General features: G+C 62.6%; 19 protein-coding genes. 5 read left to right on the forward strand and 14 right to left on the reverse strand.

Features of this window, described 5'->3' with window-relative positions; genetic code table 11:
- Positions 1–14: 14 nt before the first annotated feature.
- The 7 genes from OEZ71_RS06005 to OEZ71_RS06035 form a co-directional block, all read right to left on the reverse strand.
- The gene (locus OEZ71_RS06005) at positions 15–284 is read right to left on the reverse strand and encodes a hypothetical protein (RefSeq protein WP_263739052.1); all 270 of its coding nucleotides are present in this window, start codon (positions 282–284) and stop codon (positions 15–17) included.
- Positions 281–1,666 (reverse strand): DUF6638 family protein, encoded by a 1,386-nt coding sequence (locus OEZ71_RS06010; RefSeq protein ID WP_263739053.1) that lies wholly within the window; start codon positions 1,664–1,666, stop codon positions 281–283. Before OEZ71_RS06010 ends, OEZ71_RS06005 begins: the two co-directional genes overlap by 4 nt.
- Positions 1,663–2,280, reverse strand: a complete 618-nt coding sequence (locus tag OEZ71_RS06015; protein WP_263739054.1) for a hypothetical protein — start codon at positions 2,278–2,280, stop codon at positions 1,663–1,665. The genes OEZ71_RS06010 and OEZ71_RS06015 overlap by 4 nt, the downstream gene beginning before the upstream one ends.
- A complete protein-coding gene (locus tag OEZ71_RS06020) occupies positions 2,280–4,220 on the reverse strand; it encodes an AAA family ATPase (protein WP_263739055.1) in 1,941 nt (646 codons plus the stop codon). The genes OEZ71_RS06015 and OEZ71_RS06020 overlap by 1 nt, the downstream gene beginning before the upstream one ends.
- 79 nt (positions 4,221–4,299) lie before the next feature.
- Positions 4,300–5,427, reverse strand: coding sequence for a hypothetical protein (locus OEZ71_RS06025; RefSeq protein WP_263739056.1), 1,128 nt, complete (start codon positions 5,425–5,427; stop codon positions 4,300–4,302).
- Positions 5,414–5,767, reverse strand: a complete 354-nt coding sequence (locus OEZ71_RS06030; protein WP_263739057.1) for a hypothetical protein — start codon at positions 5,765–5,767, stop codon at positions 5,414–5,416. The genes OEZ71_RS06025 and OEZ71_RS06030 overlap by 14 nt, the downstream gene beginning before the upstream one ends.
- A 2-nt stretch (positions 5,768–5,769) precedes the next feature.
- Positions 5,770–6,846 (reverse strand): GumC domain-containing protein, encoded by a 1,077-nt coding sequence (locus tag OEZ71_RS06035; protein WP_263739058.1) that lies wholly within the window; start codon positions 6,844–6,846, stop codon positions 5,770–5,772.
- Between the two features lie 171 nt (positions 6,847–7,017).
- On the opposite strand from OEZ71_RS06035, the gene OEZ71_RS06040 reads away from it, so the two are divergent.
- Positions 7,018–8,304: an acetylornithine deacetylase/succinyl-diaminopimelate desuccinylase family protein gene (locus OEZ71_RS06040; RefSeq protein WP_263739059.1), complete on the forward strand. Its 1,287-nt coding sequence runs from the start codon at positions 7,018–7,020 to the stop codon at positions 8,302–8,304.
- Between the two features lie 80 nt (positions 8,305–8,384).
- Here OEZ71_RS06040 and panC read toward each other — a convergent pair whose 3' ends face one another.
- Together panC and panB are read right to left on the reverse strand one after the other, a co-directional pair.
- On the reverse strand, positions 8,385–9,224 hold the full coding sequence (panC, locus tag OEZ71_RS06045; RefSeq protein ID WP_263739060.1) for a pantoate--beta-alanine ligase: 840 nt from the start codon (positions 9,222–9,224) through the stop codon (positions 8,385–8,387).
- Positions 9,221–10,048: a 3-methyl-2-oxobutanoate hydroxymethyltransferase gene (gene panB, locus OEZ71_RS06050; protein ID WP_263739061.1), complete on the reverse strand. Its 828-nt coding sequence runs from the start codon at positions 10,046–10,048 to the stop codon at positions 9,221–9,223. The genes panC and panB overlap by 4 nt, the downstream gene beginning before the upstream one ends.
- Before the next feature lie 178 nt (positions 10,049–10,226).
- Here panB and OEZ71_RS06055 point away from each other — a divergent pair, with 178 nt between their 5' ends.
- A complete protein-coding gene (locus OEZ71_RS06055; protein ID WP_263739062.1) occupies positions 10,227–10,568 on the forward strand; it encodes a cupin domain-containing protein in 342 nt (113 codons plus the stop codon).
- On the opposite strand, the gene OEZ71_RS06060 is transcribed toward OEZ71_RS06055, so the two are convergent.
- The 4 genes from OEZ71_RS06060 to OEZ71_RS06075 all read right to left on the reverse strand — a co-directional run bounded on the left by OEZ71_RS06060 (position 10,565) and on the right by OEZ71_RS06075 (position 13,696).
- Complete coding sequence (locus tag OEZ71_RS06060) at positions 10,565–11,341, reverse strand: L,D-transpeptidase (protein ID WP_263739063.1); 777 nt, start codon at positions 11,339–11,341, stop codon at positions 10,565–10,567. The two genes, OEZ71_RS06055 and OEZ71_RS06060, sit on opposite strands and share 4 nt — an antisense overlap.
- Positions 11,342–11,786: 445 nt before the next feature.
- Positions 11,787–12,272 (reverse strand): GNAT family N-acetyltransferase, encoded by a 486-nt coding sequence (locus tag OEZ71_RS06065; RefSeq protein ID WP_263739064.1) that lies wholly within the window; start codon positions 12,270–12,272, stop codon positions 11,787–11,789.
- 100 nt (positions 12,273–12,372) lie between these two features.
- A complete protein-coding gene (locus tag OEZ71_RS06070; RefSeq protein WP_263739065.1) occupies positions 12,373–13,176 on the reverse strand; it encodes an EcsC family protein in 804 nt (267 codons plus the stop codon).
- Between the two features lie 31 nt (positions 13,177–13,207).
- Positions 13,208–13,696 (reverse strand): GNAT family N-acetyltransferase, encoded by a 489-nt coding sequence (locus OEZ71_RS06075; RefSeq protein ID WP_263739066.1) that lies wholly within the window; start codon positions 13,694–13,696, stop codon positions 13,208–13,210.
- An 80-nt stretch (positions 13,697–13,776) separates the two neighbouring features.
- On the opposite strand from OEZ71_RS06075, the gene OEZ71_RS06080 reads away from it, so the two are divergent.
- Positions 13,777–14,361, forward strand: a complete 585-nt coding sequence (locus OEZ71_RS06080) for a flavin reductase family protein (RefSeq protein WP_263739067.1) — start codon at positions 13,777–13,779, stop codon at positions 14,359–14,361.
- Positions 14,362–14,512: 151 nt separating this feature from the next.
- On the opposite strand, the gene OEZ71_RS06085 is transcribed toward OEZ71_RS06080, so the two are convergent.
- On the reverse strand, positions 14,513–15,445 hold the full coding sequence (locus tag OEZ71_RS06085) for a LysR substrate-binding domain-containing protein (protein ID WP_263739068.1): 933 nt from the start codon (positions 15,443–15,445) through the stop codon (positions 14,513–14,515).
- 100 nt (positions 15,446–15,545) lie between these two features.
- On the opposite strand from OEZ71_RS06085, the gene OEZ71_RS06090 reads away from it, so the two are divergent.
- Positions 15,546–15,824 (forward strand): DUF4242 domain-containing protein, encoded by a 279-nt coding sequence (locus tag OEZ71_RS06090; RefSeq protein ID WP_263739069.1) that lies wholly within the window; start codon positions 15,546–15,548, stop codon positions 15,822–15,824.
- 22 nt (positions 15,825–15,846) lie between these two features.
- The gene (locus OEZ71_RS06095; protein ID WP_263739070.1) at positions 15,847–16,338 is read left to right on the forward strand and encodes a hypothetical protein; all 492 of its coding nucleotides are present in this window, start codon (positions 15,847–15,849) and stop codon (positions 16,336–16,338) included.
- Positions 16,339–16,348 lie beyond the last annotated feature (10 nt).

The raw sequence follows: 16,348 nt of genomic DNA on the forward strand, positions 1-16,348 counted from the left end.
CGCCACTCCCGGGCTCAGTTCGTCAGATAGATCAGCACCAGCACGGCCAGTGTGGGCACCACGTAGACCAGCCAGATCAGCTTGGCCCGCAGGCTTTTCTCATACGTCTTCATGCCTGCCTCGATATATGCATCGCGGGCGTCGGATTCACCCCCGCCGCGCTCGGCGTCCCATTCCTTTTCCAGCCGCTCGCGTTCCACCGACCGGGAATAGATCGACAGAAGCACATACATGATCGTCATGGCGATGAAACCAAAGACGGCAAGGCGGACAAAGGCGATCATCTGCGGTCCTTCCTGACAGACCCCCAGGGGCCGACGGCATCGACGATATCCGTTTTGCGGCTGGTCCGTCGACTCCACGGTCCGGCTTCAACCACCACCCCGGTATCGGCCATGCCCGGCTCGGGCCCGAAAAGGTCACGCCGCGCGCCGGCCTTGTCGATCTGGTATTCGCGTTCGAGGTAGTCAGCCACGAACTGCTTCTTTGCCTCGGGCCAGGAGCGGTAGAGGTCGTAGAATAGCTCCTTGTGGCAGATATAAAGCTGGCGCACGTCTAAGGGCGAAAGCTCTGCCAGAAGCATGTTTACCAGATCGCGGTCGGCATGGGGCTTGGCGCGGAGAGTGTAGAAATAGGCCGGATGCATCGCGGTGATGCGCGGGAAGCGACCGCCGGTTTCGACCCATCTGAGCAGTTCGGCGAGCCCCCGGAACTCTTCGGGCAGCCGCGACCCCATGCTGGCCGCCGCCTGCCGCAGATCGCGGCGCGATCCGTGGCCGATATCGAGGCCGAGCTCCGCCGCTGCCGCAACCACGATGAAATCCATCTTCTGGCGCAGGATCGCGGCGGCGTCAGTGCCGCGCGCCTCGTGGATCGGCTCCACGAGGTCGTTGATGTCGAGAAGCTTCGCCACCTGATTGCGGTCGGAAAGGTCGAAGACATAGGTGATCGGCAACGCGCCCAGTTTCTCCTTCGGCCCGACCGAAAGGGCTGCCGGATGCTCCACATCGCGGAAGATATAAAGCCCGCCGAAATGCGCGGTCCAGAAATTGCCCTGATCGAAGCTGGTGGCCTTCAGCGATACCGGGTTGCGCGTCACATCGCCGGTCTTTTCGGCAAGCTGGATCATCTCGCCGATCAGCACGTCATCCCACCAGCCGTCCTCCTCACTCCGGAAGCGTTCGATGAGGCCCGATAGCTTCTGCCCCTCGGCCACATGGTTGCCGGTCGTATCGGCGACGACAGTGATGCGGCGGATGTCGAACAGTCGCTTCGGCTCATCGAGGTCGTAGACGGTATTCTCCAACTCCCCCGCCACGGCGTCGCGGGCGGTCAGGGTGAACAACTGCGCCTCGTTCTCCTCGATGAAGCGCGAGAGGATGCCGCGCGAGGTGGAGAATTTCGCGTTGAGAAGGGGCGCAGTCTTCTGGTCGGTGGTCAGAAGGATGAACTGCCGGTTGCAACCATTGGCGTTAAGATAGAGGTGGTCGCCCAATTCGTCGCCCACCTCGGGGGAATAGCCGGAGATGTCGATATGGAAATCGGCAAGCTTCGTCTCCTTCCCCGTCAGCGCCTTCAGCGCGCGGTTATAGCGCTCGACCAGCGCCGGGCTCTCGACGGGCACGAGATTGCCGAACATCAGGCCCTTTTCGATGAGGCGTTTCATGTGCTGCGCCCAAGTTTGTCGCGCAGATAATCTTCAACCGCGCTAAGATGATGAGAGAAATCCTTTCTGAATTCATCGTCCTCACTCAAAAGATCGTAGAGGATATCTCGTTTCTTCTTCAGGATTTCTCGATAGGAATTTTGGAGGTCAGCATTGTTCCGAAAATGGGCGTCGAGGTGAAGCATAATATAAACAAATAGCTCGTGCTCCAAATCTCGTAATGGTTTGACAAGATTTGATAGGTCTTCCCCCCATACCGCGTCAGCCTCAATTAGTAGCGCATCAAGTGCGTTCTTGGCATTTGAATGCCGTTCCCACCGCCTAGCATATGCAACAATCACACCTTGTTTTCTTTTTTGATCTTCGTTTAGGTGTTGGGCATCCTCTTCTTCAAGGCGCATCTCATCATTTCGCATGGCAGGATGCCGGACCGAATAGAGCGAGTCTCGATACCTGTACAACGCAACTAGGGTCTTGCGCGCCAGTTCATGGTCGGCCTGCCAGATGCTTTGGTTCTTCCAAGCGTTCAAGCCAACATACGCGGCGATCGCACCCGCCGCAGCTGAGATGGCCATCATCCAATTTGCGAGCGCACTCCAAGCCTCCGGGCTCATCACCCCTTCCCCTCCAGATACCGCCTTTTGGCCTCCTCCATCCGGCCCATCTCGCGCACCGCGTTTTCGATGGCGACCTCGTCGGACTTGTCGGCATAGCGGAATTCCGAATCCGCGTAGCGGTTGATCTCCTGCACCACCATCTCGACCGTGATCGGCCTCCTGAGTTCGGAAATCATCGCCTTCTTCTCGTCGTAGGGCTTGAAGAGGAAGAGGTCCGGCTCCTCCATCCACTCATCGGGCAGTTCGAAATCCATCGCCCGGACCTTCACCGCATCGGTAATGTTTTTGATCGCGCGACCGGTAAACCGCTCATCCGCCTCCTGAATGGCCTTGAGGTAGGAGCCGAGCTTGGCGATCGTATCGAGCGCCCCGATCCGCCCTTCGACCTCATTCCACACCGCCTTCAGCCCATCCTCATGCGGCACCGAATGGCCGTCGAAACTGGCGGCAACCGCCTTCTTGATCTCCTGCGCGGCGTAAAGCTCATGCTCCCCCATCGGGATCGCATGGTTCTTTCCGAGGAGGAGCGCGAGGATGTCGATGTAATCCTCGCGCGTTTGCGGCCCGTCGACCAGAAACCGCGCCCCGGCGCGCTGGCGCAGGGCGTCGTCGACATTCTCGGGGTAGTTCGAAAACATGCCAAAGGTGCAGTTGCCGCGCACGACGGTATTGGCGCCGGCAAAGGCCTCCATCAGCACCGCCGTGATCTCCTGCTGCCCCGCGCTCGACTGGCGGTCGCCGCGTTTGCCCGCAACCTGATCGATGTCATCGACAGTTCCGAAGCCGATCACGGCGGGGTCCATCACCCCGTTGATGAAGGCCTTGGCGTTCTGGCCCGACTTGCCCTGATAGCTGTCGACATTGTCGATGGAGAGGTTCGCGTAGCGGAACGGGTAGTTCGCGACCTTGCAGTAATCATTCAGAAGCCCCGCCATCATCTGAATGAGCGTCGTCTTGCCCGTACCCGGCTTGCCATCCCCCATGAAAGTGAAGATGAAGCCGCCCATCTCGGCGAAGGGGTTCAGCTTGCGGCTGAAATCATAGGCCATCAGCATCTTGGCCAGCCTGAGGGCCTGATACTTGGCGATATGGTTGCCGACGACCTCATGCGGCTTCTTGAAGGTCATGACGAGGGTGGAGCCCCGCGCCTTGCGCGCCGGTTCAAAGCCCGAGATCGGGAAATCGTCCGCCTCGACCCGGTAATTGGCGCCGGTAAAAGCCTCCAGCCGCGGGGCGGAGGCGGCGCGCAGCTTGACCTTCTGCATCAGCTGTTCGGCATAGGCGAGGATGGTGGCGATCAGCGTCGCCTCATCCTTGGCAAAGACTGCGATGTCCTGATCCAGTTCCCAGAGCGCACCGTGCAGCGCAAGCTGGGCGTTGTCGGTCAGGACCTCCTCCACCGCGCCGATCTCCACCGAAACCTCGCTGGCCTTCTCGGCCAGAAGAAACGCCGTCGCGTTGGCGAAGACCGACAGCACGACCAATGCCTCGGCGGCCAGAAGCTCGGTGAATTCATTCGCCCGCGATGCGGGCATCCGGTTTTCCAGATTGGCCTTCTTCAACTCGATGAGGCCAGTCTGACCCGAAAACGCCTCCCCCATCGCAAGCGCGACTGACAGGGACCGGCGAAGCGCATGGGCCGCCGCGGCCTGCAGGGGGGATGTCAGCGGATCGTCGTCATCGGTCGTCGCCATCCGGTCAATCAGCCGCACGCCCTCCGTCCGCGCCATTGACCGGGTCACGAGGCCGGGCGTCGTTGACCGGAACCGCCGCTGCATCGCCGCCACATCGGGGGATTTCTCCGGCCCCGTCACCGTCAGCTTCGGCTGCGCCAGACGCGGGGCATGATCGACGCCCATCAGCATCTCGGTCGCCGCCATGTAATGCGCCCGGATCTCTTCTTCCTTCAGTTCCATCTCATTCTGCGGCGCGCTCATCGAATTCCCTCACTGCTCATCTTCTTCTGTTCAAAAATACCTCCCGGGGGTGCGGGGGCAGGCAGCCCCCGCTTCCGGCCTATCCGTAAACGAGCACCCTGCCCTCCTTGCCGACGACGAACTTCCGCACGTCGCGGAACCCGGCGGGGTCCTTCTCGGCCAGAACCTGAAACGGCCGTTGCGGCAGGATCAGCGACCGCGTCACCCGCGTCGCCCCGGTCTCCACCCCGCGGCCCGAGAACGGATCAAGTTTGAAAACCTCGCGTTCGATATCGCTGAACCAGCCCTTCTCGACCTCGACCCGCTCGCTTTCCAGCTCTTCCAGGGTCCAGGCGAGCGCCCAGTCCTCGCCCTTGGGCGATTTCGCCTCGTCCAGCACCTCGCGGATCGGCCCGGTTTGCAGAGTGAAGGCCGAGGAATACATCGGCCCCAGATGCAGGCGGCGCAGCCGCTTCGGGTGCAGGTCGTCGAAATCGGTATCGAAGCCCTTGGCGATGGTGATCAGCTTCAGCCCCCCCACCGACTGCGCCATCAGATGGGCCTGCGCGGCGGGCCAGCGGCGTTCGTCGAGGGGCAGCGCCTTGCGGCCCGAATCAACCACCTCCATCAGATAGATCACCGGCACATTCAGCTGGCTGTCATAGACACCCCAATGCACGAGGTACCCGCGCCGCCCGCCTGAGACATCGGCGATCCACTGGGCCTGCGGATGCATCTGGGGGAAATAGAGCCCGCCCTTCTGCAAGGCCTCATAATAAAGCCGCTGCGACATCGCATATTGCAGCCGAGTCGGCACCACGCGCTCGCCGACGATCTGGCGCACCATCTCGTCCTTCAACTGTGCCGGCGATGGCATGCCTTCCAGATGCCGCGCCGCCTGCGCGGTATCGTTGGCCATCGTGACCAGTTCCTGAAAAATCGGGAAGCCGCTTTCATGCAGGTCGATGGTCAGATGCTTCTGCCCGATCCCGTCGAGCCGGCCCGAGACGAGGTATTTCAGGCTGAGCGCCTTGAACGTCGCGGCAATGGCGCGGACGTAACCCTCCAGCACATCGCTGTCCATGGCAGAGAAGGCGCGATCCTTCTCCATCTCCTCCGCGACCCCGGTCAGCCGCCGCGTGATCCCCTCGAACTTCGCGAAATAGCGCCGCGCGGCAAGGTCGTCGTCGAGCGCCTTGTGGTCGGTGGTCAGGTCAAGGTCGGGCATCGCGGTCGTTGCCTTCGTGGTCGATGTGAAGCCACCAACGCCAGAATCCGGCAAACGGCGTTCGTAGGATGATGTCGGCCGGGAGTCGTCCATCAAGAGTTGGGAGTTCCGAATGCCTGAGAGCGTGCAGCCAAAGTGAACGCATCAGCGTGCGCGCGACCGTTCCAAAGGCGAGCGCGATCCAAGCGACAGACATTCCAGCCATCGAGAGCGACCGAAAGACAAGTTGCTCGTTCGTTTCAGTGCGTGCGAAGCCGGTAAGGAGGAAATCCGGCAACATGAGGGTCGCGCCGAACATACCTGCCGTGATCGAAAGGATAATTTGACCCCGATAGGTCATCCTTACCCACCATACAGGTTCTTGTCGTGCTTCTCGACGATCTGCTGGAACCGCCGGGCGAAGCGTTCGTCGGCCTTGGCCTTCTGCTCCAGCACCTTGCGGGCAAAGACCATCTGGTCCTCGTGCGCCTCCATCATCTCGGCCATGCGGGTGTTGGTCGCGACGCCGATCCCGGCCATGGCCGCCTGCGCCTCCTGATCGGTCTTGACCCCGATCTCGTTGATCTTGTGGGCCACGTCCTGCTGCTGCGCGGTCTTCAAGCTCTTGGTCAACGCATCATAAAGTACCACCCGCTGCTTGGTGTCCGTCTGCAGCTTGTTGATCAGCACCATCTGGGTCGCCGCCTGATTTTGCAGGCTGTCCACCCAGGTCTTGCCCTTCTCGATATAGCGCTCCAGCGTCTGGGATTTGGCGAGCTTCACCTGCTCATCCTGCACCATCGCGTTGTAGCGCTTGTTCAACTCGGCAAGCTGGCTTTCCAGCTGCGTGCGCTTTGCCGCGTCCTGTTCGACGCTGATCGCGTTTTCGATCTTGATGATCTCGGGGTCGAGCTTCTGGATATCGGCACGGAGCGTTTCCAACTCGCCCACCGTCACCTCGCGGTCCGAAAGCGTCTCGGTCAGGTTGGCCTCGACCTTGTCCTTGTGCTGATTGAGGATGTTGAGCTGACCTTCCAAGAGTTTCACGATCACGTCGGACTTGCCGATCAGGTCCTGCAACTTGTCGTCGATGGAGGCACCGCGCAGGCGTTCCTGCCGCATCGATTCGGATTTGCCCTTGGAGAAGATGCCGATGAAGCTTTCCAGCCCCGTCTTGTTGCGCATCTCATCGAAATCCTTGGAAAAGCCCGCCGTGACATCGTCGAGCCCCATGATCAGTTCGGCGATGTTCGCGTTCATGATCTCGGCATGGGCATGGACGTCATCGAGCGTTGCATTCTCGATGTCGATCGACACGTCGTCGCCGGTCTTGAGCTTCTGCCGCGCAGTTTCGATCCGGCTTGTCAGTTCCGAGATTTTGGCCTGCGCCGCGGAAACCTGTTTCTGGCTTTCAAGAATCTGGGCATCGAAATCGGACATGGGCGCTCCCTGATGTTAAACCTATTTACAATGATGGGGATGCACGGGTCGTTTGTCATCCCCCCGGTTGTCGAAATCGTTATCGCAAAATCCAAACGCGGCGTCATCCTGCAATCTCTGCCCGCCGGATTGTCGTTGCGGCATGGGGGACAGCGGGGCTAGCCTTGCGCCATGCCTGCCGATCTGACCGCCCGCCTGTTCGCCGAGATCGCCGCCCGCCGCGGTGATCTGGTCCGGCTGACGCAGGACTTGATCCGCATCCCGACGGTCAACCCGCCGGGGCGGAATTATCTGGAGATCTGCGAATACCTCGCCGAGAGGCTGGGCCGCGCGGGTTTCAGGGTGGACCTGGTCCGCGCCGAGGGGGCGCTTGGCGATGCGCCCGCGCATCCCCGCTGGAACCTCGTCGCAAGGGCCGAGGGCGGCGGCGCGGGGGACTGCGTGCATTTCAATTCGCATCACGACGTGGTCGAGGCAGGCCATGGCTGGACCCGCGATCCCTTTGGGGCGGAAGTTGAGGGCGACCGCATTTACGGGCGGGGGGCCTGCGACATGAAGGGGGGCTTGGCCGCGTCGATCATCGCGGCCGAAGCCTTCATCGCGGCCTGTCCCAACTATCGCGGCGCGATAGAGATCAGCGCCACGGCGGATGAGGAATCTGGAGGCTTTGGTGGCGTCGCCTACCTTGCCGAACAGGGCTGGTTCGCGCCGGAGCGCGTGCAGCACGTCATCATCCCCGAGCCTCTGCACAAGGACCGCATCTGCCTTGGCCATCGCGGCGTCTGGTGGGCCGAGATCGAGACGAAGGGGCGGATCGCCCATGGCTCCATGCCCTTTCTCGGCGATTGCGCGGTGCGTCACATGGGGGCGGTGCTGGCCGAGATGGAGGCGGCGCTCTTCCCGCTTCTGGCCACGAAGCGCACCGAGATGCCGGTCATTCCGGATGGCGCCCGGCAACCCTCGCTGAACATCAACGCGGTGCATGGCGGTGCGGCGGAACAGGACGAGGACTATACCGGCCTTCCCACCGCTTGCGTCCCCGACCGCTGCCGCATCACCATCGACCGGCGGTTTCTGATCGAAGAGGATCTGGCCGAGGTGAAGCGGGAGGTGACAGCGCTGATGGAGCGGGTGAAGGACGTGCGCCCGTCCTTCGACTACGAGATCCGCGACCTGTTCGAAGTTCAGCCGGTGATGACGGAACGGGACGCGCCGGTTGTCAGCACGACGGCAGCGGCGATCAAACGGGTGCTTGGGCGGCAAGCCAACTACGTCGTCTCGCCGGGCACCTATGACCAGAAGCATATCGACCGGATCGGGCGGCTGAAGAACTGCATCGCCTACGGGCCGGGCATCCTGGACCTTGCGCACCAGCCCGACGAATGGGTCGGCATTCAGGACATGGAAGACAGCGCGAAGGTGATGGCGCTCGTCCTCACCGAACTCCTTACCCCCTGACTTCTTCTTGGCCAAAGTACTCCGGGGGGTTCGGGGGGCAGAGCCCCCCGCCCAATCCGGGCCGCAAGGCCCGGAACCCCTCACACCGCGATATTGTCGATCAAACGCACCTCACCCAGAGCCGCCGCCGCCAGAAGCCGCGCCGGACGGTCCAGTGAGGTGGCCGTCTGAAGTGTTTCAGCGTCGCGCAGGTCGAGATACTCGACTGAAGCGAACCCGGCCGCCAGGATCGCCTCCCGCGCTGCACCAAGCGCTGCATCGGGTGCCGTCCCGCCCCGGATCGCCGCAGCCGCTGCCTGCATTTCCCGGTGAAGCGCCGGGGCGACGGCCCGCTCTGCCGCCGTCAGCCGCACATTGCGCGAGGACATGGCAAGCCCGTCGTCCTCGCGGATCGTCGGGCAGGGAATGATCCGGGTCGGGATGTTCAGGTCGCGCACCAGCCTTTGCACGACCTGCACCTGCTGCCAGTCCTTTTCGCCGAAGAACGCCCGCCCGGCCTGCGTCATGCCGAAAAGCTTGGTCACGACCGTCGCCACGCCGTCGAAATGGCCGGGGCGAAAGGCTCCCTCCATCGGTTCGGACACGCCCGAGACCGTGACCTTGGAGGCGAACCCGTCGGGATAGACCTCCTCCGGGCCGGGCGCGAAGAGCACATCGACCCCGTCCGCCTCCAGGAGCGCCAGATCGTGCGCCTCATCACGCGGGTATTTCTTCAGGTCTTCGGGATTGTTGAACTGCATCGGGTTGACGAAGATCGTCACGATCACCCGGTCGGATTGCTTGCGCGCTTCGCGGGCGAGGCTGAGATGCCCGTCATGCAGTGCTCCCATCGTCGGCACAACACCCACCAGCGCGCCCGCGCGTTTCCAGCCCGCCACCTTCTCGCGCAGAGCCTCTGCGCTCCGGATCACCTCGGTCATTTACCGGGGACCTTTTCACCAAAGACATGTTCGGGTGCCGGGAAGGTCCGCGCCCGGACCTCGGCGGCATAGGCGGCGATGGCACGGTCGGCTTCTTCGCCGAGTTCCGCGTAGCGTTTCACGAATTTCGGCCGGAAAGACGTGAAAAGCCCCAGCATGTCATCGACGACCAGAACCTGCCCGTCACAGTCGACCGAGGCGCCAATGCCAATCGTCGGAATGTCGATCGCGTTCGTGATCTCACGCGCCAGCGCATCGGGCACCTTTTCCAGCACGACCGAAAACGCCCCGGCACGCGCGACCGCCTCGGCATCGCGGCGGATACGCGCCGCATCCTCGCCGCGCCCCTGTACGCGATACCCGCCAAGCGTGTTCACCGCCTGTGGGGTCAGCCCGATATGGGCCATGACCGGAATGCCGCGCGCGGTGAGGAAGGCGATGGTTTCCTCCATATGCACGCCGCCCTCAAGCTTGACCGCCGCCGCCCCGGTTTCCACCATCAGCCGCGCGGCGTTGCGGAAGGCCTGCTCAGGCCCTTCCTCATAGGAGCCAAAGGGCATGTCGATGACGAGCATGGATTTCGCGGTTCCGCGCGCAACGGCCTGACCATGCAGGATCATCATCTCCATCGTGACACCCAGCGTCGAGGGCAGGCCGTGTACCACCATGCCGAGGCTGTCGCCGACCAGGACGATATCGCAATGCGGATCGACGAGCCGGGCTACCGGCGTCGTATAGGCGGTCAGGACCACCAGCGGCGTGCCCCCCTTCCGTGCCCTTATATCGGGAGGAACCGGCCGCTTCACTTCACCCGTCGCACTCATACCGCCCTCCTTCGCAGTCGCAGAAAAAGGATAGCCGCAACGCAGCATCATTTCCAGCTTCGAGTTCGCGCTACTATACGCCGCCCGTCGGGCGGGTCCAGCAAAGGCTTGTGCCCCATTGCCTTTGAAACGGGCAGAGGGCAAATCTTGCGACCGTGCCCCAACAGGAAAGACAACCATGCCCGACTTCCTCCGCCTGACCCCCGACGCCGCCAAGGCGGAACACGATGCCCCCGCGCCAGAGAAACTGATTTCAGGCGATCCCCGGTTCACCACCTGGAATGCGGAGGAAATCGACGGGCTTTACTGCGGCATCTGGGAAGCGACGCCGGGAAAGTGGCGCATCTCATATGACGAGTGGGAGTATTGCCGCATCCTCAAGGGCCGTTCGGTGATTACATCGGACGACGGCACGGAATATCCTCTGGCTGCCGGTGACAGCTTCATCCTGCGTCCGGGCTTTTCCGGCACATGGGAAGTGATCGAGACGACACGGAAGGATTACGTGATCCGGCTTTAGCCCGCGCTGTCCTCCAGCGCGCCATAGATGGTCTCGGGCGAGACGATCTTTGGCGGCAGTTCCATGCCACGATTGGCCATCGCCTCTCCCTCGATCCGCACTGAGTCCTCATAGGTGCGGATCACCACGCGGGTACCGAGAGGGACGCGGTCATAAAGGTCGATGATGTCCTGATTGAAGAGGCGGATGCAGCCTGCCGAACCGGAATTGCCGATCGATCCGAGATCGTTGGTGCCGTGGATCCGGTAAAACGTGTCGCGTGAGCCGGAATAGAGATAGAGCCCGCGGGCACCGAGGGGGCTGGCGAGCCCGCCCGGAATGCCATTGGCGAAGGGGCCATAGACCTCGGGCTCACGCCGCAGCATGTTCGCCGTGGGCTGCCAGCCCGGCCATTCCTCCTTGCGGCGGATTGTGGTGGTGCTGCGCAGCGTCTTGCCCGCGCGCCCGACGGCGATCGGATAGCGCCAGGCGCTGCCGTCTTCGTTCACGAAGAAAAGGAACTTCGCGAAGGGGTCGATCTCGATCACCCCGGGCGCCTGATCGCCAGTATAGGCGACGAGCGACCGGCGGTTGACGCCTTCGAGATATTCGGAAGGCACACCAGGCAGCAGGTATTCTCCATCCGCTACCGGGCCATAGCCTTCGACGAAATTCGACTGGGCGACATCGGCGCCGACCTCTTCAAAAACTTCACCCGACCGGGCGCAGCCCGTGAGTGCGCCGGCTGCGGCCAAAGCGGCAAAACCCCGCCGCGTCATCGTAATCCCGCCCATGTGCCGCCTCCCCGGACTGTTCGCGTGCCTATCGAGTAGCAGCGCCTGCACGTTCTGCCAACGCCGATACCGCTCACATGATCGATGTGTTGCGATTCCGCCGCCAAGGCGGGAGTTATTCCGGAATACGAACTGTGATTGTCTGGAACGCGCCCTAAACGACCGTCCCGATAGGCAGACATCCTGCCAGGGTCGATATTCCGCCAATGCGCTTTGTAGAATGGGTCGTCTGTGAATCGTCTGCCCCCGCGATCTACAGACTAGCCATATCAAGTGTCGGCAACAAAGGCAGGTTTGTCCGGCAGACCGTGCGTTCGATCACCTCCGGTTTTACACACGCGGCGAAGGGCCGGTAAGCGGGGCAGCGATCGCAGCATCGTGAAGATGGGACAAAGGTCCGGAAAACGACTATAGCGCAGCACTTAAACCAACGCCCCCGCCGCGGTCACATCGTATCAAGGCGAAACTTCAGGAACCGCTCGCCCTCATAGTCCACGTCGCCCAGCGCCCGCGCGCCCAGCCGCGCCAGCGCGCCGAGCTTGCGGCGCGAGGGCGGCAGCAGGAAGGTCACGTAAGAAATGCGGGCATCGGCCCGCGCGAAGTCCAGCGCCTGTTTCGCGATCCGCATCCCGAGGCCGAAATTCTCAGGGCGCAGCACCAGCCCGAAATCCCACTCTTCACCCTCTTTCTGGAACCCGCCCCAGCCGACATAGGTCCCATCCGCCAGAAACGCCCAATGGCCCAAGCCGTCGCGCTGCCAGCAGGCTTCCTTGGTAGCCACGAACGCGTCCAGCCGGTCGCGATCCCAGGTGAAGGTCAGGAGCGGCATATGCTCGGCCATGCGCGGATCGGACATATGCGCGATGATCTCCTCCGGCGCGATCTCGGGCAGCCGCGCAAAGGTGATCCTGGTATCTTCGGAATGTGCCATCAAGACGTGCCGGTTCGGGTTCAGTCCCGCATATCGGGGGCACCCCGTCGCGGGTCAAGCGCAACCCGCCCAATTGCACATCACATGCCGGTGTGGCCCGTCACTCTTCCAGCCCAAGCCGGATCAGGCTTTGCCGGAACTCGACCTCCACCGTTTCATCGCCATACCGTCCGGCCAACCGCTTCAACCCGAAGCGAACATGCGCCATGTCGCGGTAATAGGAGAGGAAAGCGAGGTTGATGCCCGCCCCCGCAGCCGAACCCAGAACCGGCACCGACTGGCTGGCAAGCTTGCGGCCAAGGACGATGGCCAAAGCCGGGGCCACTTGCTGGATCATCGCCTGCAAGGTCGCGCCGTTGACGGCCAGCCTTGTGCCGAGGAACGAGGTATCGACCCCGTCATCGCCCGCCAAATGCCCGCCCGCCCCGAAGATCTCCAGACAGATGAGCCGCGTCTCTTCCGCGCCCGGATCGAAGCCGTACTGACCCGCAACCTTCTGCATCGCCCCGAAAAACACCGCGACCGTCGCGGGCAATTCCACCATGGCCGAGCCGATGCCGCCAAACCCGCCCAGCGCGCCACCCGTCGCGGCGGCAACCCGGTGACCCCAATCGCCGGTCTCGGGCACGGAAGGATGCGAACCGACCTTGCCCGCCGCCCAGTAAGCGCCTTCCAGAATTTCCGCCGTGCCCGTCTGGATCAGCCGCTTGACGCTTGTGGGCAGGCCCGAAAACCGTGTCTCGACCTTGCCTCCAATGGTGTTCATCACCCGCATCACCGGCCCGTTGGCGCGTTTAAGGCGCAGGGCCAAAGCCGACAGCTCCACAAGGGCGTCGGGGGGCAGGGTCAGGACCGGCACGCCGTCCAAAACCGCCGGAACCGGAAGGTTCGTTTCGTTTTCCATGTCTTATAGATATGAAGCGGCAGGCCGCGCTTCAATCCACCGCCCTTGTAACCGCACCCGAAACGCCGTCCCAGGCGCCGGGCCGCAGCGCGAGGCCCAGCACGCGGTCGGGGTTCGTTGGCGGCGGCATCTCCACCCCCTCAAGCTTGCGGAACCCGAACTTGCGGTAATAGGGATAGTCGCCGACCAGAAGCACACGCTCCCATCCCAGACGCGCCGCCTCGGCAAGGCTCTCATGCATCAGGATCCCACCCAGCCCTTCGCCCTGCCGGGTCGGGTGCACCGCGATGGGACCGAGAAGCAGAACCTTCTGCCCGCCGACCAGCACCGGCCAGTACCGGATCACGGCGGCAAGCGTTCCATCCGGGTCGCGCAGGGTCAGGCACAGTTCGGCGACCTTCGGCACACCATCGCGCAACCGGTAAGAGGACAGGGCCGTCCGCCCCGGCGCAAAGCAGAGGTCATAAAGCGCCTCGACCTCCCACCAGTCGGCCTCCGTCTCCTCCTCAAGCCTGTACAAGGGCGCGTCTCTCCTCGAATCCGCTGGAATTCGCCCCTAACATGCGGGCAGGATCGGTTCAAACCTGAATGAGAGGCGCGATGTTCTACCGACCGGAAGACGGCCACGGCCTGCCGCACAATCCCTTCAACGCGATCATCACGCCGCGCCCCATCGGCTGGATCTCCTCGCGCGGCGCAAGCGGAGACAACCTCGCCCCCTATTCCTTTTTCAATGGCATCGCCTACACCCCGCCGCAGGTCATGTTCGCCTCCACGGGTCGCAAGGACAGCCTCAGGAATATCGAGGAAACCCGCGTCTTCGCCGTCAATATCGTCGAATATGCCGCGCGCGAGGCGATGAACCTCACCTCGGGCGCTTATCCCCCCGGCACCGACGAATTCACGCTGGCGGGCGTCGAGCGCACCGAGTGCGAAACCATCCCCTGCCCGCGCGTGAAGAACGCCCCGGCCGTACTCGAATGCCGGGTGACAGAGATCGTCCGGCTTCTGGGCAAGGACAACCACCTGATCATCGGCGAAGTCACAGGCATCCACCTGCGCGACGATTGTGTCGTGAACGGCCGCTTCGACGTGACAAGGTTCCATCCCCTCGCCCGCGGCGGCTATCGCGACTATTCGGTGGTGACAGAGGTTTTCGAGATGGTCCGGCCGGGGCAGGAATAAAACTCTGCCGAGGTGATGCATTCCAACGCCCTGCAACTCCGAAGGGGATCACCAAACTGCAGAAGCGAAAAGATGGCTCGCCTCACACGCACCGCAATCAACCGGCCTGGGGGGAAACGCGCCTGCCATCCCGGACCTGCCTTTTTCACAGCTAATGGAGTTCCAGATCCAGCAGTTCTGACGCCTCGGCAAGAAACACCAGACGCTCATCCAGCATCCAGTCACGGAAGCTCCGCATGGCGGGCGTCAGCGACCGGCCGGCGGACCAGACGAGGGTGTAGGGATAGGAATAGTGCGTGAAAAGACGCGGGCCCAGAGGGGCAATCAGGCGTCCGGCGCGCATCTCGGCAAAGCTTGAAACCAGCCCGCAGAGAACGAGCCCCTGCCCCGACAGGGCGGCGCGGACACCCGCAACCCGGTTGGGCGGGTCACGGTCATCACGCCTGATCCCGTGGCGCTCAAGAAGCTCGGCCCATCCCACGATCGCGGGATCCCCCGCCGTTGGCGAATACCGGTAAAGCGGGATACCCGTCAGGTCGCGGGTCGTCTCACTGAGCCCGTGATCCCTTGCGAATTCCGGCGTGCAAAGCGGCATGAACCCGCCATCGAACAGATGTTCACACCTCAACTCAGCCGTGATGGACGGAGAAACCCGGACCGCCATGTCGGCCTCTCCCCGCACAAGGTCGACGAACTTGTCGCCAAGATCGAATGTCACCTCCACCTGCGGACTGCGATCATAGAATGCGGGCATACGTTCGGTCAGCCAGTCCTCGTGAAACCACTTGAACGTCGCCAGCCGCAGTTTCTCGGCCCGCCGCACGGCGCCAAGCTGGTCCACCGCATCTCCGATCTGACCAAACCCGACGGTAAGTTGCGCCGCAACCTGACGCGCCGCCTCGGTCGGCACGACGCCGGACGGGTGCCGGTCAAAGAGCTTGACGCCAAGATAGTCCTCAAGTCCCCGGATCTGCTGGCCGATCGCCGCGACGGTCACGCCAAGCTCTTCTCCGGCAGCCGAGAAACTGCCCTTCCTCAGGGTCGCTTCCAATGCGCGCAAACCGTTGAGATGCGAGAGTTTCATACGCGCAATATAGCTCAGCTTTATACCTTTGTGGAAAATCTGAGGTGAACCCAAACCGTCCTTCGCCGATCCTTCAATCATCCACTGAAGGAGAATGAAAATGACCCTGAAACGTTACGTCATAGAACGCGACATCGTCGGCGTCGGTGCGATGAGCGGCGATGAATTGTCGGCAGCGTCCAGAACCTCGAACGACGCCCTGGCAAAACTCACGCCCCGCGTTCAGTGGAGCCATTCCTACGTGACCGGCGACAAGACGTTCTGCATCTATTTCGCCGAGGACGAGGACGCGATCCGGGACCATGCCAGGATCAGCGGCTTTCCCGCCACGACCATAACCGAGGTCCAGACCATCATCGACCCTGCAACCGCGGTCTGACCCGCAAATTCAGGAGAACATCATGAAACGCATTTCGAGCACGGTGCCTGTCACCGTTGCGGCGGGACTTTGCCTTGCCAATGCCGCCCTCGCCGAAAGCATCGTCGACCGGGTTCGCGCTGCAACAGACCGGTTCACGGATATCAGCGTTGCCAAGGCCGAAGGCTATGCGCCGATTCCCTGTGCAAGCGGTGACGGCGGCGGCACGATGGGTATCCACTATGTCAACATGGGATATCTGACCGGGGACGACAACGCGCTCGACATCGCCAGGCCCGAGGCCGTCATGTACGAACCGCAGGCTGACGGCAGCCTGGTTCTGGTCGGTGTGGAATACATCACCTTCGTCGGGCCAGCTTCAATCGAAGGGCATCTGATGCACTTTCGCGGCGCGCCCAACCGCTACGGCCTCGACCCGTTTTACGAGCTCCATGTCTGGACCCACCGCGAAAACCCGGCAGGCCAGTTCGCGGACATGAACGGGAACGTGTCCTGCCGGTTCGCCGGTCGTTGACCCGCCCCGC

It is taken from the genome of Albidovulum litorale (assembly GCF_025751495.1).
Lineage (GTDB): Bacteria > Pseudomonadota > Alphaproteobacteria > Rhodobacterales > Rhodobacteraceae > Albidovulum > Albidovulum litorale.